20 protein-coding genes are annotated in these 20,412 nt (G+C 64.4%); 15 read left to right on the forward strand and 5 right to left on the reverse strand.

Features of this window, described 5'->3' with window-relative positions; all coding sequences use genetic code 11:
- Nucleotides 1-51 precede the first annotated feature (51 nt).
- Both purD and OXH74_RS05325 read left to right on the forward strand, forming a co-directional pair.
- Nucleotides 52-1,341 carry a phosphoribosylamine--glycine ligase gene (purD, locus tag OXH74_RS05320; protein WP_375740361.1) on the forward strand — a complete coding sequence of 430 codons (1,290 nt, stop codon included), beginning with the start codon at nucleotides 52-54 and terminating at the stop codon, nucleotides 1,339-1,341.
- Nucleotides 1,342-1,457: 116 nt separating this feature from the next.
- Nucleotides 1,458-4,235, forward strand: coding sequence for a response regulator (locus tag OXH74_RS05325; protein WP_375740362.1), 2,778 nt, complete (start codon nucleotides 1,458-1,460; stop codon nucleotides 4,233-4,235).
- Nucleotides 4,236-4,445: 210 nt separating this feature from the next.
- Here the strand turns inward: OXH74_RS05325 and OXH74_RS05330 are convergent, their stop codons facing one another.
- Together OXH74_RS05330 and OXH74_RS05335 are read right to left on the reverse strand one after the other, a co-directional pair.
- Nucleotides 4,446-5,525 carry a WD40/YVTN/BNR-like repeat-containing protein gene (locus OXH74_RS05330; protein ID WP_375740363.1) on the reverse strand — a complete coding sequence of 360 codons (1,080 nt, stop codon included), beginning with the start codon at nucleotides 5,523-5,525 and terminating at the stop codon, nucleotides 4,446-4,448.
- A gap of 23 nt (nucleotides 5,526-5,548) precedes the next feature.
- A complete protein-coding gene (locus tag OXH74_RS05335) occupies nucleotides 5,549-5,818 on the reverse strand; it encodes a MoaD/ThiS family protein (protein ID WP_375740364.1) in 270 nt (89 codons plus the stop codon).
- Nucleotides 5,819-5,960: 142 nt separating this feature from the next.
- On the opposite strand from OXH74_RS05335, the gene OXH74_RS05340 reads away from it, so the two are divergent.
- From OXH74_RS05340 to ureC, 11 genes are all read left to right on the forward strand, one after another.
- Nucleotides 5,961-6,557 (forward strand): MarC family protein, encoded by a 597-nt coding sequence (locus OXH74_RS05340; RefSeq protein WP_375740365.1) that lies wholly within the window; start codon nucleotides 5,961-5,963, stop codon nucleotides 6,555-6,557.
- Between the two features lie 431 nt (nucleotides 6,558-6,988).
- Nucleotides 6,989-8,254, forward strand: coding sequence for an urea ABC transporter substrate-binding protein (gene urtA, locus OXH74_RS05345; protein ID WP_375740366.1), 1,266 nt, complete (start codon nucleotides 6,989-6,991; stop codon nucleotides 8,252-8,254).
- 211 nt (nucleotides 8,255-8,465) lie between these two features.
- Nucleotides 8,466-10,037: an urea ABC transporter permease subunit UrtB gene (urtB, locus tag OXH74_RS05350; protein ID WP_375740367.1), complete on the forward strand. Its 1,572-nt coding sequence runs from the start codon at nucleotides 8,466-8,468 to the stop codon at nucleotides 10,035-10,037.
- The gene (urtC, locus tag OXH74_RS05355; protein WP_375740368.1) at nucleotides 10,037-11,125 is read left to right on the forward strand and encodes an urea ABC transporter permease subunit UrtC; all 1,089 of its coding nucleotides are present in this window, start codon (nucleotides 10,037-10,039) and stop codon (nucleotides 11,123-11,125) included. Before urtB ends, urtC begins: the two co-directional genes overlap by 1 nt.
- Nucleotides 11,125-11,985, forward strand: coding sequence for an urea ABC transporter ATP-binding protein UrtD (urtD, locus tag OXH74_RS05360; RefSeq protein ID WP_375740369.1), 861 nt, complete (start codon nucleotides 11,125-11,127; stop codon nucleotides 11,983-11,985). Before urtC ends, urtD begins: the two co-directional genes overlap by 1 nt.
- A gap of 197 nt (nucleotides 11,986-12,182) precedes the next feature.
- Nucleotides 12,183-12,881: an urea ABC transporter ATP-binding subunit UrtE gene (gene urtE, locus OXH74_RS05365; RefSeq protein ID WP_375740370.1), complete on the forward strand. Its 699-nt coding sequence runs from the start codon at nucleotides 12,183-12,185 to the stop codon at nucleotides 12,879-12,881.
- Between the two features lie 68 nt (nucleotides 12,882-12,949).
- Nucleotides 12,950-13,789, forward strand: coding sequence for an urease accessory protein UreD (locus OXH74_RS05370; protein WP_375740371.1), 840 nt, complete (start codon nucleotides 12,950-12,952; stop codon nucleotides 13,787-13,789).
- Nucleotides 13,789-14,091 carry an urease subunit gamma gene (ureA, locus tag OXH74_RS05375; RefSeq protein ID WP_375740372.1) on the forward strand — a complete coding sequence of 101 codons (303 nt, stop codon included), beginning with the start codon at nucleotides 13,789-13,791 and terminating at the stop codon, nucleotides 14,089-14,091. Before OXH74_RS05370 ends, ureA begins: the two co-directional genes overlap by 1 nt.
- Nucleotides 14,092-14,099: 8 nt before the next feature.
- Nucleotides 14,100-14,600, forward strand: a complete 501-nt coding sequence (locus OXH74_RS05380; RefSeq protein ID WP_375740373.1) for a GNAT family N-acetyltransferase — start codon at nucleotides 14,100-14,102, stop codon at nucleotides 14,598-14,600.
- A gap of 5 nt (nucleotides 14,601-14,605) precedes the next feature.
- Nucleotides 14,606-14,911: an urease subunit beta gene (locus tag OXH74_RS05385; protein WP_375740374.1), complete on the forward strand. Its 306-nt coding sequence runs from the start codon at nucleotides 14,606-14,608 to the stop codon at nucleotides 14,909-14,911.
- 109 nt (nucleotides 14,912-15,020) lie between these two features.
- Complete coding sequence (ureC, locus tag OXH74_RS05390; protein WP_375741567.1) at nucleotides 15,021-16,721, forward strand: urease subunit alpha; 1,701 nt, start codon at nucleotides 15,021-15,023, stop codon at nucleotides 16,719-16,721.
- 59 nt (nucleotides 16,722-16,780) lie between these two features.
- Here ureC and OXH74_RS05395 read toward each other — a convergent pair whose 3' ends face one another.
- The 3 genes from OXH74_RS05395 to OXH74_RS05405 form a co-directional block, all read right to left on the reverse strand.
- Nucleotides 16,781-17,047 (reverse strand): DksA/TraR family C4-type zinc finger protein, encoded by a 267-nt coding sequence (locus tag OXH74_RS05395; protein ID WP_215371388.1) that lies wholly within the window; start codon nucleotides 17,045-17,047, stop codon nucleotides 16,781-16,783.
- A 97-nt stretch (nucleotides 17,048-17,144) separates the two neighbouring features.
- Nucleotides 17,145-18,011 carry an oxaloacetate decarboxylase gene (locus tag OXH74_RS05400; protein WP_375740375.1) on the reverse strand — a complete coding sequence of 289 codons (867 nt, stop codon included), beginning with the start codon at nucleotides 18,009-18,011 and terminating at the stop codon, nucleotides 17,145-17,147.
- A gap of 191 nt (nucleotides 18,012-18,202) precedes the next feature.
- Nucleotides 18,203-18,475: a PsiF family protein gene (locus OXH74_RS05405; protein WP_215371393.1), complete on the reverse strand. Its 273-nt coding sequence runs from the start codon at nucleotides 18,473-18,475 to the stop codon at nucleotides 18,203-18,205.
- Between the two features lie 130 nt (nucleotides 18,476-18,605).
- On the opposite strand from OXH74_RS05405, the gene OXH74_RS05410 reads away from it, so the two are divergent.
- Together OXH74_RS05410 and osmE are read left to right on the forward strand one after the other, a co-directional pair.
- Nucleotides 18,606-19,871, forward strand: a complete 1,266-nt coding sequence (locus OXH74_RS05410) for an Hsp70 family protein (protein ID WP_375740376.1) — start codon at nucleotides 18,606-18,608, stop codon at nucleotides 19,869-19,871.
- 108 nt (nucleotides 19,872-19,979) lie between these two features.
- A complete protein-coding gene (gene osmE, locus OXH74_RS05415) occupies nucleotides 19,980-20,345 on the forward strand; it encodes an osmotically-inducible lipoprotein OsmE (RefSeq protein WP_375740377.1) in 366 nt (121 codons plus the stop codon).
- Nucleotides 20,346-20,412 lie beyond the last annotated feature (67 nt).

The following is a 20,412-nucleotide window of genomic DNA, read 5'->3' on the forward strand; positions in this document are numbered from 1 at the left end:
TCTTCTTATCCACCGTTCGGGCGGAAGGCCCGCCTCCTCAAGGAGAACTCAATGAACGTACTCATCATCGGCAGCGGCGGTCGTGAACACGCCCTGGCCTGGAAGGTCGCCCAGGACCCACGCGTTGCCAAAGTCTTCGTCGCACCGGGTAATGCCGGTACCGCGACCGAGGCCAAGTGCGAGAACGTCGCCATCGACGTGCTGGCCCTGGAGCAACTGGCGGACTTCGCCGAGAAGAACGTCCAGCTGACCATCGTCGGCCCGGAAGCGCCGCTGGTGAAAGGCGTGGTGGACCTGTTCCGCAGCCGCAAGCTCGCCATCTTCGGCCCCACCGCCGGCGCCGCCCAGCTGGAAGGCTCCAAGGCCTTCACCAAGGATTTCCTCGCACGCCACCAAATCCCCACCGCCGACTACCAGAACTTCACCGAAGTGGAGCCGGCCCTGGCCTACCTGCGTGAAAAAGGTGCGCCCATCGTGATCAAGGCCGACGGCCTGGCCGCCGGCAAGGGCGTGATCGTCGCCATGACCCTGGCTGAAGCCGAGGAAGCCGTACGCGACATGCTCTCCGGCAATGCCTTCGGTGATGCGGGCGCTCGCGTGGTGATCGAGGAGTTCCTGGATGGCGAGGAAGCCAGCTTCATTGTCATGGTCGACGGCAAGAACGTCCTGCCGATGGCCACCAGCCAGGACCACAAGCGCGTTGGCGACGCCGACACCGGTCCCAATACCGGCGGCATGGGTGCTTACTCGCCGGCCCCGGTGGTCACCCCCGAGGTACACCAGCGGGTGATGGACCAGGTGATCTACCCGACCGTGCGCGGCATGGCCGAGGAAGGCAACGTCTACACCGGCTTCCTTTATGCCGGCCTGATGATCGACAAGAGCGGCGCGCCCAAGGTCATCGAATTCAACTGCCGCTTCGGCGACCCGGAAACTCAGCCGATCATGGTTCGCCTGGAGTCCTCCCTGGTGCTGCTGGTGGAAGCCGCACTGGCCCAGGCCCTGGACAAGGTCGAAGCCACCTGGGACCCGCGCCCGACAGTCGGCGTGGTGCTGGCGGCTGGCGGCTACCCAGGCGACTACGCCAAAGGCGATGTCATCGAAGGCCTGGCCGACGCCGCTGCTCTGGACGGCAAGGTGTTCCACGCCGGCACCGCGCTGAAGGATGGCCAGATCGTCACCGCCGGCGGCCGCGTGCTCTGCGCCACCGCCATTGGTCGCAGCGTCTCCGATGCCCAGCAGCAGGCGTACCGCCTGGCGGAGAAGATCCGCTGGAACGGATGCTTCTACCGCAAGGACATCGGTTACCGAGCCATCGCGCGCGAACGCGGCGAAGGTTGAAGGTAAAGAACAGGTAAAAGCCTGGATCAAGGCGGCCGACTGGCCGCCTTGATCATGTTCCGTACAGCCAGGCCTTGGCTATAATCGGGCCACTCACCCACGAAGGGACTTCGCCCGTGCGTCGGCTCAGGATTGCCACCGTCCTTCTTGTCAGCATGCTGCTGACCTCGCTCTTTCTGTTGCCTGCACAGGCTGCGGACGATCGGCAATGGAGCATTCTGCAAGACCCGTCCTCAAGCCTGCGCCTCGAAGACGTGCGCACCCAACAGGCCCTCTCGCAGTTCACCCCGATCGACCTCCAGCAACTCTATACCTCCGGCGGCGGCAGCGCAGTCTGGCTTCACTACCAGCTTCCCCCCAGCGAACACGAGCAACTGCTTCGCGTCTTCGCGCCCTACCTGGCTTTCCTCGACCTCTACGTCCTCAAGGGCGAAGAACTCATCGACCACACCCGCACGGGGAGCAGTCTGCCCTACAGCAACCGCCCCTTGCCCAGCCGCGACTTCCTGCTGCCGCTGCCCGTGGCGAAAGAACCGCTGGACCTCTACCTGCGCCTGTCCTCCGAGCATGCCCTGCGCCCGACGATCGACCTGCAATCCTCGGCGTTGATGGCGGCGGACGATACCCGGCCTCTGCTCTACGGCCTGCTGCTCGGCAGCTTGGGCATGCTGGTGTTCTACAGTCTCATGCGTTACGCCTACAGCCGCGACAGCAGCTGCCTGTGGCTGGCCGCCGCGCAAAGCTGCCTGATCGTCACAGGCCTGAGCCTGCTTGGCATCAGCTCGCCCTGGCTCGGCGAATGGCAAAGCGCCCAGCCGCAGATCGCCAACCTGTCGATGCTGGCGGCAATGGTCTGTGCCCTGGCCTTCACAGCCAGCTTCTTTCACAAGGTCTGTCCAAGCACGCCGCTGACCAAACTGCTGATCGGCGAGATCGTATTGATCTGCCTGATCGGTGTCCTGCTGATACTGGTCACCAGCCTGCAGTTCAATCAGCTGGTCTATATCCTCGCGGCCATTGCCAGCATCAGCATGTTCTTCGTGGCGGTATATCACTGGCGCCATGGCTATCGGCCTGCGGGGCCGTTCACCCTTGGCCTGGCGGTATTCTGTATCGCAATCCTCGGCGCCCTGCCTGCGCTGTTCGGTTACTGGCGCCTGGAGTCCGAATGGCTGGCCTACTCGCTCCTGGCAGTGTCTTCATTCAGCGGCGTCATGCTCAGCCTCGCCCTCAGTGCGCGCCAGCGGCGAATCCAGCAGGAAGCCTTCATCGCCAGCCGGGAGCGTGCAGCCAGCTCCGCCGAGCTCAAGGCCAAGGGCGAGTTTCTCGCCAAGATCAGCCACGAGATTCGCACGCCCATGAACGGCGTACTCGGCATGACCGAGTTACTGCTCGGCACCCCCCTTTCGGCCAAGCAGCGCGACTATGTGCAGACTATCCACAGCTCAGGCAATGAACTGCTTACCCTGATCAACGAGATTCTCGACATCTCCAAACTGGAGTCCGGCCAGATCGAGCTGGACGATGTGCAGTTCGACCTCAACGCCCTGATCGAGGATTGCCTCGATGTCTTCCGCGCCAAGGCCGAGCAGCAGCGCGTCGAACTGATCAGCTTCATGCAGCCCCAGGTTCCGCGGATCATTGGCGGCGACCCTGCGCGCTTGCGCCAGATTCTGCTCAGCCTGCTGGACAACGCGTTCAAGCAGACCGATGAAGGTGAAATCCTCCTGGTGGTCGCCCTGGACACTGCTGGCAGCGAGCCACGCCTGCGGATCGCCGTGCAGGACAGCGGCCGTCCCCTGGAGGCCGGCGAGCGCGACGCCCTGCTCAATGCCGAGCTGCAAAGCCGCGACTTCATGGCCGCCACCAAGCTGGGCGGTCGCCTGGGACTGGTCATCGCCCGTCAACTGGTCCGCTTGATGAATGGCGAATTCGGCATCCAGAGCGGCGGCGGCCAGGGCAGCACCCTGTGGATCACCTTGCCGGTCGATAGCCAGCGCCTTGAGCAACCCACCACCGACCTCGACCAGCCGCTTGATGGCGCACGCCTGCTGGTGGTCGACGACAACGACACCTGCCGCAAGGTGCTGATCCAGCAATGCAGTGCCTGGGGATTGCAGGTCAGCGCCGTGTCCTCCGGCAAGGAGGCCCTCGCCCTGCTGCGCACCAAGGCGCATCTGCGCGAATACTTCGATGTGGTGCTGCTCGACCAGGACATGCCCGGCATGACCGGCATGCAGCTGGCGGCCAAGATCAAGGAAGACCCTAGCCTCAACCATGACATCCTGATCATCATGCTCACTGGTATCAGTAACGCCCCGAGCAAGATCATCGCGCGCAACGCCGGCATCAAACGCATCCTCGCCAAGCCGGTTGCCGGCTACACGCTCAAGACCACGCTGGCCGATGAACTCAACCAGCGCAAAGCCGGCGGCTCGACGCCGCTGCCAGGTTCCCAGGTTAGCGAGCCGCTGCGTGTTCCGGATGATTTCCGCATCCTGGTGGCCGAGGACAACAGCATTTCGACCAAGGTCATCCGTGGAATGCTGAGCAAGCTCAAGCTGGAGCCGGATACCGCCAGCAACGGCGAGGAAGCGCTCAACGCCATGAAGGCCCAGCACTACGACCTGGTGTTGATGGACTGCGAAATGCCGATCCTGGACGGCTTCACCGCCACCCAGATGCTGCGCACCTGGGAAGCCAGCGAGCACCGCCCACGCACGCCGGTGGTAGCCCTCACCGCGCACATCCTCAGCGAACACAAGGAGCGCGCACGCCAGGCCGGCATGGACGGCCACATGGCCAAGCCGGTGGAACTGTCGCAGCTGCGTGACCTGATCGAACATTGGGTCGCCGAGAAGGAACTGCGCAGCCAGCACGCGATGCATTCCTGATCCCGCATTGCTTCTCGGCCTGCCCACACAGGGGACGCTTTTCCTGTGGGGGCGGATTCATACGCCAAGCAGGCCAACGGCCTGCCCTGGCACCCCACAACCTGGGGCCGAGTACCTGGCGCCATGGCCCACCTTCCCTCACCCCGACCCTCTCCCAGAGGGAGAGGGAGCCGTCAGTTCAGGCCAACGGCCGGCCTGAAAAAAACCGGCCTACGCAAACCGCACCGCAAAGATCGGTGGCAGATGCCCCGCCACCAGTTGCCACCTATCACCCTGATCCTTTGATACCCAAAGGTGTCCAGTGGTTGAGCCCATGGCCAGGCACTGGCCACTGGAATCCACATCCAGGCCGTGTCGGTACACCAGGTCATAGCAGTGCTGCTGCGGCAAACCTTGCTCCAACACATCGAAACTCCGCCCGCCATCGCGGGTGCGGGTCACGCGCAGGCGCTGATCCGCAGGCACCCGGCATTCATCCTTCACCGCCGGGACGAACCAGGCGCAGTCCGGATTTGACGGGTGCACCGCCACCGCAAAACCGAAAGTGGAGGGGCCGGCGTGTTCGATTTCCTTCCAGTTCAGGCCCCGGTCGGTGCTGAGGAAAATCCCATTGTGATGCTGCACCCAGAGCCGTTCCGGTTCCACCGGGCAGGCCACCATGCGATGCGGGTCCTGGATATCGGGTTCCTCGGCACGCTCTGACGGCATGTAGGCCGCGCGCATGCCACGGGTCCGGTAGCTCCAGCTTGCGCCCTCATCCTCGCTGTGCCACACGCCACCGCAGGACACGGCCAGCGTCAGTCTACGGCTGTCCCGCGGGTCGACGCTGATGGAGTGGATGCCCGGCTGGTCGTAGCCGCCACCGAACCAATTGGCCCGCTCCGGCCGCTGCCAGAGACTGTCGACCAGTTGCCACGAGTCCCCATGGTCACGGGAGCGGAATAGCCCGCCGGGAATGGTGCCCGCCCAGAGCGTTCCGGGTTGGTCGGTGCCGCCCGGCTCCAGGCACCAGATCATGTCTACCGAGGGACCGTCCTCACCGTCGTCAGCAACTGAAAAGGCGGGGGCGGGAATCTCCTCCCACCGCTGCCCGCCATCTGCAGAACGCCAGAGCTTGGGTCCGAAGTGGCCGAGGTGAAGTGCCGCATAGAGGCGGCCATCGCGCGGATCGGCCAGGACCATGCTCACCGGCTCACCGAGGAAGTCCTGGCGCACCAGACGCCAGTCGTTCCCCGCCGGCTCGAACTGCAGCAGGCCCTTGCGGGTCGCCACATGGATGCGTTGCGACATCTGCGTATCCTCCTTGCGCAGCCTCAACCACCGGACAGCGCCTGCACCACGAAAACCTCGCTGCCGGCGGCAAGTGGATCGGAGAGCCCGCGTCGATCATTGACCTGCCTGCCATCGACGAAGATCGCCACATGCCGCCGCAGGCGCCCCTGGTCATCGAGCAGATAACTGCGCAGGCGCGGGTTGGCGGCAAAGGCCTCGGCCAGGGCGGCGGCCACCGTGGCGCCGCCCACGTCCAGTTCGGGGACATCGAGGTGGCGTTGCAGGTTGGGGGTGAAACTGAGGTGTGCCATGGGTGACTCCCGATGCGGCATCACGCCCCGGTGCAGGAAGGTATAGACGAAGCCTCCGGCACGGTTATAGTTGAGCGCCCAATGGCAGGGCACGCTCTACACTGAGCAGGCGGCCCTGGCAGTCACGAACGGATGCCCCACCATGCTTGAAAGCCTTTCCAGCCTGTATCTGAAGATGCTAGTGCTCTACAGCCCCTTCTTCGTACTCTCCTGCTTCATCGGCCTGACCCGCGGCTACACGGTGAAGGAGCGCAAGAGACTCGCTTGGAAAGTCGCCCTCGGCACCCTCGTGGCCAGCGCCCTGCTCTACCTGTTCGGCCAGGGGATCTTCAAGATCTTCGGTATCACCATCGATGCGTTCCGCATCGGTGCTGGCGCTGTGCTGTTCATCTCCGCCCTGGGCATGGCCCAAGGCAACTCGGCGGTGCAGTCGGATAACGTGCAGCAGGACGTCACCATCGTGCCGCTGACCATTCCCCTTACAGTCGGCCCCGGCACCATCGGCGCCATGCTGGTGATGGGCGCCGGCCATGTGCAGTGGGACGACAAGCTCGTCGCCCTGCTCGCCATCGCCATTGCCAGCGCCACCGTGGGGGCCATCCTTTACCTTTCCGACCGCATCGAGCGGCTGCTTGGCGACCAGGGGCTGCAGATCGTCAGCCGTCTGATGGGACTGTTCGTCTGCGCACTTGCGGCGCAGATCATCTTCACCGGGGTGAGGAACTATATGGTGCCCTGATGGTTGACGCCGCACCGCCTGCCCCACCAACGAGCACTGCCCGGCACCGCAACGGGACTTGCGCACCCCGATAGTGCGCAAGACACTCGAGTCGAGCGCCGCCGACTTATCGCCCCCCGCCTCTGTTCCCTCCCTTCGCTGAACGCCACACGACGTATCGCGCGGGCGTCTTCACGCGCCAAAGCCTTATCCGCCCGGTGCTGCTACGGCGCATTTCCATCCATCCGGTCAAAAAGGCACAGCAATTGCTGAGGACTCAACCCGAAGTCAGCAACCCTGAAGTGCGCAAGATCACCCTGCACCTGTTACACAACGCGCGGCCAGCGCCGCAGCCCGACCAAGGGTGACGTGGAAGACCTTTGAATACTGCCCAGCACACCAGACCAATAAACGCAGTTATTTCAAATACTTGTGAGAATGGAGACCGACCCATGCAACGTCGCAGCCTGATCAAGGCCTTCACGCTTTCCGCATCCATCGCCGCCATGGGCATGTCCTGGACCATCCAGGCGGCCGAGACCATCAAGGTCGGCATCCTGCATTCGCTGTCCGGCACCATGGCGATCTCCGAGACCTCGCTGAAAGACATGGCGCTGATGAGCATCGAAGAGATCAACGCCAAGGGCGGCGTGAACGGCAAGCAACTGGAAGCCGTGGTGGTCGACCCCGCCTCCAACTGGCCGCTGTTCGCTGAGAAAGCCCGCCAGCTGCTGACCAAAGACAAGGTGGACGTGGTGTTCGGCTGCTGGACCTCGGTATCGCGCAAGTCCGTACTTCCTGTGTTCGAAGAGCTCAACGGCCTGCTTTTCTACCCCGTACAGTACGAGGGTGAAGAGCTCTCGCCCAATGTCTTCTACACCGGCGCCGCGCCGAACCAGCAGGCCATTCCCGCCGTCGAGTACCTGATGAGCGAAGACGGCGGCAGCGCCAAGCGCTTCTTCCTGCTTGGCACCGACTACGTCTACCCGCGCACCACCAACAAGATCCTGCGCAGCTTCTTGCACAGCAAGGGTGTGGCCGACAAGGACATCGAAGAGGTCTACACCCCCTTCGGCCACGCCGATTACCAGACCATCGTCGCCAACATCAAGAAGTTCTCCGCCGGCGGCAAGACCGCGGTGATCTCCACCGTCAACGGCGACTCCAACGTGCCCTTCTACAAGGAACTGGCCAACCAGGGCCTGGAAGCCACCGACGTACCGGTGGTGGCCTTCTCGGTCGGCGAGGAAGAACTGCGCGGCATCGATACCAAGCCGCTGGTAGGCCACCTGGCCGCCTGGAACTACTTCGAGTCAGTGGATAACCCGGTCAACGACACGTTCGTCGAGCAGTGGAAGGCCTACGCCAAGGCCAAGAACCTGCCTAACTACCAGAGCGCGGTAACCAACGACCCGATGGAGGCCACCTACGTCGGCATCCACATGTGGGCCCAGGCCGTCGAGAAAGCCGGCACCACCGATGTGGACAAGGTTCGCGAAGCCCTGGCCGGGCAGACTTTCGCAGCACCGTCCGGCTACACCCTGACCATGGACAAGACCAACCACCACCTGCACAAGCCAGTGATGATCGGCGAGATCCAGGAAGACGGTCAGTTTTCCGTGGTCTGGCAGACCGAGGGCCCGCTGCGCGCCCAGCCCTGGAGCCCGTTCATCCCCGGTAACGACAAGAAGCCGGACTATGCGGTGCAGAGCCACTGAGCTGAATGAAGACGTCCGGGGAGTCCGCGCTCGGCATGGCCTCCCTCTCCCCCGGCCCCTCTCCCAGGGGGAGAGGGGTGACGCGGAGCCAAACGCCGAGCCGCCCCCGAGACGCCAGACGGTTCCCCTCTCCCTCCGGGAGAGGGGTTAGGGGGGATGGCAGTGTCAGCCGGCACGCTCCTCCAACCGCCCGATGAACCAGGACCACCCAATGCCGACAGTCCTCTACCGAATCCTCCTCGCCCTTCCCCTGCTGCTCCCCCTGGCAGCCCAGGCGGGTGACGCCAACGACTTCGCTGCCGCCAACCCGGCGCAGCAGGCAAGGCTGTTGGAGCGCTGGGCCGCTGAGCCCGATGCCGCGCGCCAGCCACTGCTCGATGCCCTGCAGCAGGGCCGCTTCGCCAGCGACAGCGCGAAGCTCGCCTTCATCGGACAGGACGGCAACTACACCCCTGCCGAAGGTGAAGCCATACCCGCCGGCACACCGAAGCAACTGCGCCTGAACAACAGACTGCGCGGCCTGTTGATTACTGCCCTGGCCAGCCACCAGCTGCTGGCGACAGACAGCGCCGCGCGTCTGGAGGCCGCCCGCCAACTGCAAAAGAGCGCCAAGCCCGCGCAGCTGCCACTGCTCAACCAGCGCATGGTGGCCGAGCAAGACCCAGGGGTGCGCGACGCCATCAGCCTGGTCCTGGCCAACCTGCAAATGGTGGACCCGGACCCGGTGATTCGCCTGAACGCCGTGCGCCTGCTTGGTGAAACCGGTGACCCGCAGGCCCGCACCCGGCTGGAAGCCCTGCTGCAACCTGGCATCGAAGCCGACGCAGCCGTGCGCACCGCCGCGGAAACCAGCCTGGCCCAGGTCAAGCGCCGCCTGCTGGTAGGCGAACTGCTTGGGCAGGCGTTCAGCGGCCTGTCACTGGGCTCGATCCTGCTCCTGGCCGCCCTTGGGCTGGCCATCACCTTCGGCCTGCTCGGGGTGATCAACATGGCCCACGGCGAGATGCTCATGCTCGGTGCTTACGCCACCTACATCGTGCAGCTGACGTTCCAGCGCCTGGCACCGGACCTGCTGGCGCTCTACCCGCTGGTGGCGCTGCCAGTGGCCTTCTTCGTCACTGCGGCCATCGGCATGGCCCTGGAGCGCACGGTCATCCGCCACCTCTACGGCCGCCCCCTCGAAACCCTGCTAGCCACCTGGGGCATCAGCCTGATCCTGATCCAGCTGGTGCGCGTGATCTTCGGGGCGCAGAACGTCGAGGTGGCCAACCCGGCATGGCTCTCTGGCGGCATCCAGGTGCTGCCCAACCTGGTGCTGCCCTACAACCGCATCGTGATCATCGGCTTCGCCCTGTTCGTGGTGCTGCTGACCTGGTTGCTGCTGAACAAGACCCGCCTCGGCCTGAACGTCCGCGCTGTCACCCAGAACCGCAACATGGCAGCCTGCTGCGGCGTGCCCACCGGCCGCGTGGACATGCTTGCCTTCGGCCTCGGCTCCGGCATCGCAGGCCTGGGTGGCGTGGCCCTCTCGCAGATCGGCAACGTCGGCCCCGACCTAGGCCAGAGCTACATCATCGACTCCTTCCTGGTGGTGGTGCTGGGTGGCGTCGGTCAGCTGGCCGGCAGCGTACTCGCGGCTTTCGGCCTGGGTGTGGCGAACAAGATCCTCGAGCCGCAGATTGGCGCCGTGCTGGGCAAGATCCTGATCCTCGCGCTGATCATCCTGTTCATCCAGAAGCGCCCCCAAGGGCTCTTCGCACTGAAAGGACGGGTGATCGACTGATGACTCAGCCACTGAACCAAACACTGCTGATGCGCGCTACCGCCACCCTCGGCCCGCGCGCCTCAATGGCCCTCGGCGGCCTGGTGCTGGTCCTGCTTCTGGCCCTGCCGCTGCTGCACCTGCTGCCGACCGACAACCCGCTGCAGGTCTCGGCCTACACCCTGACCCTGGTCGGCAAGATCCTCTGCTACGCCATCGTCGCCCTCGCTCTGGACTTGGTCTGGGGCTACGCCGGACTGCTGTCGCTCGGCCACGGGCTGTTCTTCGCCCTCGGCGGCTACGCCATGGGCATGTACCTGATGCGCGAAGCGTCAGGCAACGGCCTGCCAGCCTTCATGAGTTTCCTCGCCTGGACCGAGTTGCCCTGGTACTGGGCTGGCACCCAGCATTTCCTCTGGGCGCTGTGTCTGGTGGTGCTGGCCCCCGGCCTGCTGGCTCTGGTGTTCGGCTTCTTCGCCTTCCGCTCGCGGATCAAGGGCGTGTACTTCTCGATCATGACCCAGGCGCTGACTTTCGCCGGCATGCTGCTGTTCTTCCGCAACGAGACCGGCTTCGGTGGCAACAACGGCTTCACCGATTTTCGCCGCATCCTCGGCTTCGACATCACCGCGCCGGGCACCCGCGCCGCGCTGTTCCTCGCCACGGTGGCACTGCTGCTGGGCAGCCTGCTGCTCGGCTGGCGACTGGCGCGGAGCAAGTTCGGTCGGGTGCTCACTGCCCTGCGCGACGCGGAGAACCGCCTGATGTTCTGCGGCTACGACCCGCGCGGCTACAAGCTGTTCATCTGGGTGCTGTCTGCCGTGCTCTGTGGCCTTGCCGGCGCGCTCTACGTGCCGCAGGTGGGCATCATCAACCCCAGTGAAATGTCGCCGACCAACTCCATCGAAGCGGCTGTGTGGGTCGCCCTCGGCGGACGCGGCTCGCTGATCGGCCCGCTGCTCGGAGCCGGCCTGGTCAACGGCATGAAGAGCTGGTTCACCGTGGCCTTCCCGGAATACTGGCTGTTCTTCCTGGGCGCCCTGTTCATCGTCGTCACCCTGTACCTGCCCAAGGGCGTGATCGGCCTTGTGAAGAAGGGAGACAACTGATGCGCGTAACCCCAGCCCCCGAATTCATGCCCGAACCTGCCTACGACCCGAACAGCGACGCCGGCACCGGCCGCGACGCTCTTGGCCTCGGCCAGGTCGCCCAGCAAGGGCTGGATGTGCGCCACGGCACCATCCTCACACTGGAAGACATCAGCGTCAGCTTCGACGGTTTCAAGGCGCTGAACGACCTCAATCTCTACATCGGCGTCGGCGAGCTGCGCTGCATCATCGGCCCGAACGGCGCGGGCAAGACCACGCTGATGGACGTGATCACCGGCAAGACCCGGCCAAACGCCGGCAAGGCCTGGTTCGGCGAAACCCTCGACCTCACCCGCATGAGCGAAGTGGAGATCGCCCAGGCCGGGATTGGCCGTAAGTTCCAGAAGCCCACGGTGTTCGAGGCGCTCTCGGTATTCGAGAACCTGGAGCTGGCGCAGAAGACCGCCAAATCCGTCTGGGCCAGCCTGCGCGCCCGGCTCAGCGGTGAGCAGAAGGATCGTATCGACGAAGTCCTCGCCACCATCAAGCTCGACGTCTCGCGCCATCGCCCGGCGGGCCTCTTGTCCCACGGCCAGAAGCAGTTCCTCGAGATCGGCATGCTGCTGATGCAGGACCCCCAACTGTTGCTGCTCGACGAGCCGGTAGCGGGCATGACCGATGCCGAGACGGAATTTACCGCCGAACTCTTCAAGCATCTGAAAGGCCAGCACTCGCTGATGGTGGTGGAGCACGACATGGGCTTCGTCGGCTCGATCGCCGACCACGTCACCGTGCTGCACCAGGGCCATGTGCTGGCCGAGGGCTCGCTGGCCGAGGTGCAGGCGGATGAACGGGTGATCGAGGTCTACCTCGGCCGCTGACCCAATTGAAGGACGGATACCACGTAGGTTGGTGCAGAGCGAAGCGAAGCCCAACAACCGGTCTGCAGGACCGGCCATTGGGGATCCGATGAACACATGGGAGCGCTGCGCGCTCCACGTAGGGCTTCGCAGGCTCAAGCCAGCGTGGCCCGCACTAACATACGAATGGCCAGCGCCAGACAAAGGGGAACAGACACATGCTCCAAGTCGACAAGCTCCACCAGTACTACGGTGGCAGCCACATCCTCCGTGGTCTCTCCTTCGAGGCGAAGGTTGGTGAAGTCACCTGCCTGCTCGGGCGCAACGGCGTGGGCAAGACGACACTGCTGAAATGCCTGATGGGCCTGGTGCCGGCCAAGGAGGGCGTGGTCAATTGGGAGGGGCGCGCCATCACCGGCCACAAGCCGCACCAGCGCGTGCACGCAGGTATCGCCTACGTGCCCCAAGGCCGCGAAATCTTCCCGCGCCTGACGGTGGAGGAAAATCTGCTGATGGGGCTTTCGCGCTTTCCCGCCGGTCAGGCCAAGGCGGTGCCAGAGTCCATCTACGAGCTGTTCCCGGTGCTGCGCGAGATGAAACATCGCCGTGGCGGCGACCTCTCTGGCGGCCAGCAGCAACAGCTCGCCATCGGCCGCGCCCTGGCCAGCCAGCCGCGCCTGCTGATCCTTGACGAGCCCACCGAAGGCATCCAGCCGTCAGTCATCAAGGAGATCGGCGTGGTGATCAGGAAACTCGCCGCACGCGGCGACATGGCCATCCTTCTGGTTGAGCAGTTCTACGACTTCGCTGCCGAGCTCGCCGACCAGTACCTGTTGATGAGCCGCGGCGAAATCATCCAGCAAGGCCGCGGCGAGAACATGGAAGCCGAGGGCGTGCGCGGCCTCGTGACCATATGAAGTACCCGTACCCCTGCACCGCGTGGGTTACGCCGCTTCGAGGCTAACCCACCCTACAGGAGCGCCCCATGAATGCACCTGCCGACACTGACCTCCTCACCCCCAGCTGGCACGCCGAGCTGGAACTCGGCTACGCCCGCGATGGCGCCGCCACGCGCCCATCGCTGCGCCGCCACAAGGGCCCGCTGCGGGTGCAGAAGCACCTGCACGCCGAAGGCCCGGAAGTCTGCCAGCACATCATCGTGCACCCGCCTGGCGGCATCGCCGGTGGCGACCGCTTAGGAATATCCGCCCGCGTTGGCGAACGGGCCTGGGCCCAGCTTACCAGCCCCGGCGCGGCCAAGTGGTACCGCGCCAGCGGCCCTGCCTACCAGCGACTCGACCTGAAGGTAGAAGCCGGCGCCATCCTCGAATGGCTTCCGCAGGAGACCATCGTCTTCTCCGGCGCCCAGGCCGAACTCAGCACCCGTATCGAGCTGGCCGAAAGCGCCCGCCTGTTCTACTGGGACATGGTCGCCCTTGGCCGCCCGGCCAGTGGCGAGTGCTTCGCCGAAGGCCATTTCCAAGCCCACCTGGACATCCGCCGGGGCGGCAAGCTGCTTTGGCACGAACGCCAGCGCATCACCGGCAACGATGCCCTGCTCGACTCGCCCATCGGCCTGGCCGGCCAGCCGGTGTTCGCGACCCTGATCGCAACCGGTACGATCGACTCTGAGCTGCTGGAGCGCTGCCGAGAACTGCCCTGCCAAGGCCGTGGCAACCTCACCCAACTGCCCGGCCTGCTGGTAGCGCGCTGCCTCGCTGGCCAAGCCCTGCACGCACGCGCATGGCTGATCTCACTCTGGCGCCAGCTGCGCCCGGCTTTACTCGGACGCGACGCCGTCCCCCCAAGAATCTGGAGTACCTGATGGACCTGACGCCAAGAGAGAAAGACAAGCTGCTGATCTTTACCGCCGGCCTCGTTGCCGAGCGGCGCCTGGCCCGCGGCCTCAAGCTCAATTACCCGGAAGCCATGGCCTACATCTCCGCCGCCCTGCTCGAAGGCGCCCGCGACGGCCAGACTGTGGCCGAGCTGATGCATTACGGCAGCACCCTGCTCAGCCGCGACCAAGTGATGGAAGGCATACCGGAGATGATCCCGGAGATCCAGATCGAAGCCACCTTCCCGGACGGCACCAAACTGGTGACCGTCCACCAGCCCATAGCCTGAGGCCTGCCATGGCTTATGTGATCCGCAACGCCCAGGGACAGGACCTCGAAGGCGTCCTGGCGATCTACAACGACGCCGTGCAGAACACCACGGCAATCTGGAACGAAACCCTGGTGGACCTGGCCAACCGCCGTGCCTGGCTGGCCGAGCGCACAGCCGCAGGCTTCCCGGTGCTGGTGGCGGTAGACGACTCCGGCACGGTGCTCGGCTACGCCAGCTATGGCACCTGGCGCAGCATCGAAGGCTTCCGCCACACGGTCGAGCACTCGATCTACGTACGCAATGACCAGCGCGGCCAGGGCCTCGGCCCTGCGCTGATGCAGGCATTGATCGAACACGCCCGAGCCGCCTCACTACACGTGATGGTAGCCGCCATCGAGAGCGGCAACGCTACCTCCATCCGCCTGCACGAGCGCCTCGGCTTCATTACCACCGGGCAGATGCCTCAGGTCGGCCGCAAGTTCGGCCGCTGGCTAGACCTCACCTTCATGCAGCTCATTCTGGAGTGACCCCCATGATCCCCGGCGAATACCAGATCCAGGAAGGCGAGATCGAACTCAACGCCGGCCGTCGCACCCACACCCTGAGCGTGGCCAACACCGGCGACCGCCCCATCCAGGTCGGCTCCCATTACCACTTCTTCGAAGCCAACGACGCGCTGACCTTCGACCGCACCGCCGCCCGTGGCATGCGTTTAAACATCCCGGCCGGCACTGCCGTGCGCTTTGAGCCCGGCCAGAGCCGCGAGGTGGAGCTGGTCGACCTGGCGGGCAAGCGCCGCGTGTTCGGCTTCGCCGGCCGCGTGATGGGCGAGCTGTAACACCCACTGAAATTCGTAGGATGGGTAGAGCGGAGCGAAACCCGTCCCCCCTAAAAAGCGATGGGTTACGCCACTTCGCGGCTAACCCATCCTACGGACAGGACCCATGATGAAGATTTCCCGCCAAGCCTATGCCGACATGTTCGGCCCCACTGTCGGCGACAAGGTGCGACTGGCCGACACCGACCTGTGGATCGAAGTCGAGAAGGACTTCACCACCTACGGCGAAGAAGTGAAATTCGGCGGCGGCAAGGTCATCCGCGACGGCATGGGTCAAGGCCAGCTCCTCGCTGCCGACGTAGTCGACACCCTGATTACCAACGCGTTGATCATCGACCACTGGGGCATCGTCAAGGCCGACGTTGGCCTCAAGGACGGGCGCATCGCTGCGATCGGCAAGGCCGGCAACCCGGACATCCAGCCCAACGTCACCATCGCCGTCGGCGCCAGCACCGAGGTGATTGCCGGTGAAGGCATGATCCTCACCGCCGGAGGCATCGACACCCACATCCACTTCATCTGCCCGCAGCAAATTGAAGAAGCCCTCATGAGTGGTGTCACCACCATGATCGGCGGAGGCACGGGGCCGGCCACTGGCACAAACGCCACCACTTGCACTTCCGGCCCCTGGCATTTGGCGCGCATGCTCCAGGCCGCCGATGCCTTCCCGATGAACATTGGCCTCACCGGAAAGGGCAACGCCAGCCTGCCCGAACCGCTGATCGAACAAGTGAAAGCCGGCGCCATCGGCCTCAAGCTCCATGAAGACTGGGGCACCACGCCAGCGGCCATCGACAACTGCCTGTGTGTGGCGGACCAGTACGATGTGCAGGTGGCCATCCACACCGACACGCTGAATGAGTCGGGATTCGTCGAAACCACCCTGGGCGCGTTCAAGGGCCGCACCATCCATACCTACCACACCGAGGGTGCCGGTGGCGGCCACGCGCCAGACATCATCAAAGCCTGCGGCTTCTCCAACGTGCTGCCGAGCTCCACCAACCCGACCCGGCCCTTCACCCGCAACACCATCGACGAACACCTGGACATGCTGATGGTCTGCCACCACCTGGACCCGAGCATCGCCGAGGACGTGGCTTTCGCCGAAAGCCGCATCCGCCGCGAGACCATCGCCGCCGAAGACATCCTCCACGACCTCGGCGCCTTCAGCATGATCAGCTCCGACAGTCAGGCGATGGGCCGCGTCGGCGAAGTCATCACCCGCACCTGGCAGACCGCCGACAAGATGAAGAAGCAGCGCGGCGCCCTGCCCGAAGACACGCCCGGCAACGACAACTTCCGCGCCAAGCGCTACATCGCCAAATACACCATCAATCCGGCGATCACCCATGGCATCAGCCATGAAGTGGGCTCGGTGGAGGTGGGCAAATGGGCCGACCTGGTGCTCTGGCGCCCGGCCTTCTTCGGCGTCAAACCCAGCCTGATCCTCAAGGGCGGCGCCATCGCGGCCAGCCTGATGGGCGACGCCAACGCCTCCATCCCCACCCCGCAACCGGTTCACTACCGGCCGATGTTCGCAAGCTTTGCTGGCAGCCGTCACGCAACCAGCATTACCTTCATCAGCCAGGCAGCACTGGACGCCGGCATCCCAGAACAACTCAACCTGAAAAAGAAGATCGGCGTGGTGAAAGGCTGCCGCGGCGTACAGAAAAAAGACCTGATCCACAACGGCTACACCCCGACCATCGAAGTCGACGCGCAAAACTATCAAGTGAAAGCCGACGGCCAACTGCTCTGGTGCGAACCGGCCGACGTGCTGCCGATGGCGCAGCGGTATTTCCTGTTCTGACGCGCCATTGGGCCTCGCAGCGCCCTGCGCAGCGGGGCCCAAGGCAGCAGGCCCCGGCCCTAACGCAACTGACTGTCCTTGCTCCCCCGCCGGTTGTACCCGGTGAAGGCGGCATTTTCCTTGTCATGCTCGGTCTGGCAGGCGACACACAGTCGCACGCCCTTGATTGCCTTGCGCCGGGCTTCGGGAATGGGCGCGTCGCATTCTTCGCAGTGCGTCAGGCTCTCGCCCGTCGGCAACTGGCTGCGCGCGCGCTGAATGGCATCTTCGATGGTGCTGTCGATCTGTTCCTGTACCGCACCATCACCTGCCCAACCACTGGCCATGTTGACCTCCCGCTTGCTTTCGGCCCTGAAAGAGATTTGGGCTTTCCTGTGGCGTTTTGCAAGGGGACGGGTCGGCGAGCGACAAGTGGAGGTCGCGCTATTCCTTCACATTCATGAACTCTTCCGCCCAGACGATGTAGTCCTCCGGCAGGGTGTACTTGTGCGTCAGTTCGGTGGCGCTGAGTTCGGAGCCGGTGGCGACCTGGCGCTGGTCGCGCAGGCAGTCGTAGGTCGCCTTGATGGCGGCGAAGTAGGCGGCGTGGCCGTTGACCACGATGCGCACGCCAAGACGGGCGAGGCGCTCGTTGTCGCGCAGCTTGGGGTTGCCATAGGTGACCAGCATCAGCGGGATGTGGAGGTGCTCGGCGATCTTTTCCAGGTGATCGAAGTCGGCCACACCAACCATGCAGATGCCATCCGCCCCGGCTGCCTGGTAGGCCTTGGTGCGCTGGATCACCTCCTCGACATCGAGCACGCCGGCGTGGGTCCGGGCGATGATGGCGAGGTCCGGGTCAACGCGCGCTTCCAGGGCCGCGCGGATCTTGCCCACGCCTTCTTCCACCGGAATCAGGTCGGTGGACTTGCGGCCGAACTGGGCCGGCAACAGGGTGTCTTCGATGGTCAGCGCAGCGATGCCGGCGCGTTCCAGTTCGACTACGGTACGCATCACGTTGAGGGCATTGCCATAGCCATGGTCGGCATCGGCAATCACCGGCAGGCGGCTGACGCGGCCGATGCGGGTAGCCTGTTCAACGAACTCGCTGAGCGTGATCAGGGCGAAGTCCGGCGCCGCCAGCACTTGCAGCGAAGCGACCGAGCCGCCGAGGATGCCCACCTCGAAGCCGAGGTCCGCGGCAATCCGCGCCGACATGGGGTCGAACACCGAGGCGGAGTGGAAGCAGGATTCGGAGTCCAGCAAGGCACGAAAGGCCGTGCGCAACTCATGGTGAGAGGCTCTTCGCATAATGATTTCCAAGGCTGAGACAGGCTCGCCAGAAGCGGCCGGACGAACGGCGGCCGGGATTGCGGACGGGAAAAGCCCACCACTTTACTGCATCAATCTTTCACCTGCCTTTACCGAAAACGCGGAGCTGCTGTGCGTAATCGGCAAACTCTTCACCGCCGACGCGTAGTGAGTGCCGGCCAAGTCAGTCGCTACTTCGCCTTCAGGCACTCGCTCATGAAGCTCTTGCGCGCATCGCCCTTGAGCTCCTTGGTCGAAGCGGTCTTGTTGCAAGCGGTCATACGCTCCTGCTGGGTCATCTTCAGGCAACCGCTCATGAAGGTCTTGCGGGCGTCGCCCTTGAGCTCCTTGGCCGTAGCTTCAGCGTTGCAGGTCTTCATCTTTTCCTGCTGGGCGGTGTCCGCCACGCTGTGAGATGCCGCGAGCAATGCCAGTATCAGCAAAGGAAGGCGAATCGAACTCATGGAATGATCTCCCGGGTTATCCATGCCTATTGCAGTCTAGCCGTCACGACGAAGTGCGCTGGCCGACGGGAGCATTCACCGGCGCGCTCGCGTAAACTGCGCGGCCGTTTTTTCCCGGAACACCCGCAGCATGAACAACGTCCTCCCCGCCCGCGCCCTGGGCATAGACTTCGGTACCTCCAACTCTACCGTCGGCTGGTGGCGTCCGGATGCCGAGCCATTGATCGCCCTGGAGGACGACAAGATCACCCTGCCCTCGGTGATCTTCTTCAACTTCGAGGAACGCCGCCCCGTCTATGGCCGACTGGCCCTGCACGAGTACCTGGAGGGCTACGAAGGCCGTCTGATGCGCTCGCTGAAGAGCCTGCTGGGCTCGCCGCTACTGAAAAGCGAAACCACAGTGCTGGGCAGCGCCATGCCCTTCAAGGATTTGCTTGGGCTGTTCATCGGCGAGTTGAAGAAGCGCGCCGAAGCTGCCTCCGGCCGAGAATTCGAGCAAGTGGTGCTGGGCCGCCCGGTGTTCTTCGTCGACGACGATGCAGAGGCTGACCAGGAGGCCGAGAACACCCTGGTAGCCGTAGCGCAGAAGCTTGGTTTCAAGGACGTGTCCTTCCAGTACGAGCCGATTGCCGCAGCCTTCGATTACGAGCGCAGCATCGAGCGTGAAGAACTGGTGCTGATCGTCGACATCGGCGGCGGTACCTCGGACTTCTCCCTGGTTCGCCTGTCGCCGCAGCGCCGCGAAGTGGCGGATCGCCAGGCCGACATCCTGGCCACCGGCGGTGTGCACATCGGTGGCACTGATTTCGACAAGCAGCTCAGCCTGCAAGGCGTGATGCCGCTATTCGGCTACGGCAGCCGGATGAAAAGCGATGCACTGATGCCCACCAGCTACCATCTGAACCTGGCCACCTGGCACACCATCAACGCTGTGTACGCGCAGAAGGCACAACTGGCACTGAAGAACATGCGCTACGACATCGTCGACAGCACCGGCATCGACCGCCTCTTCAGCCTGATCGAACAGCGCGCCGGCCACTGGCTGGCGATGCAGGTCGAGGACAGCAAAATCGAGCTGACCCAGGTTGAGCAGCGCACCATCGACCTGAACCGTATAGAGCCAGGCCTGGCCGTGGACCTGACCCGGCCGATCTTCGAGGATGCCATCGAGCCGCTGCTGGTACGTGTGCGCGCCAGCGTCGAGGGCCTGCTGGTCCAGGCGGGCGTCACGGCCGATGCAGTAGACACGCTGTTCTTCACCGGTGGTTCCAGCGGTATCCCGGCACTGCGTCAAAGCGTGGCGGCGATGCTGCCCAATGCCCGCCAGGTCGAGGGCAATCTGTTCGGCAGCATCGGCAGCGGTCTGGCCATCGAAGCGATGAAACGCTACGGCTGAGCGGACGACCGTTCATCGGCACCCGGGCCGCTCCCCAGCGGCAGGCCCGGGAGCCGAACTAACCTGACTCCATCGCGGCTCAACCCGCGCGAACATGGAGGCCTCCTGATGAGCAAGCATGGGCTGGTCATCGCCTGCGCCGTGGCTACGCTGGCCGGCTGTGCGGGCAAGATGGAAAACCCCACGGATTACTACACCTACCGCGACGAGCCGCTGGTCAAGCAGGTGGAGGAAGGCATGACCGTGCAAGAGGTGAAGACCATTGGCGGTCCGCCCTCGTCGAGCACGCGCCGCAAGGTCAAGTCAGGTACCTGCAACAACTACATCCTCACCAAGGACGGGCATAAGCAGGCCTACCACGTCAGCTTCGATAGCAGCGGACGGGTCGAGGAGACCGGCTTCATGACCTGCGAGCAGCGGGAAACCGCTGATCGCGAAAAGGCGGAAGGAAGCGGAGGCGGTGGCGGCTACTGACGCGACGAAACGGCAGGATGGAGCAGGCGCATCAGCACCAACGGCATGGCTGCGCCCAACCTGTGCT

The sequence above is a fragment of the Metapseudomonas boanensis genome (genome assembly GCF_042232855.1).
GTDB classification, from domain to species: domain Bacteria; phylum Pseudomonadota; class Gammaproteobacteria; order Pseudomonadales; family Pseudomonadaceae; genus Metapseudomonas; species Metapseudomonas boanensis.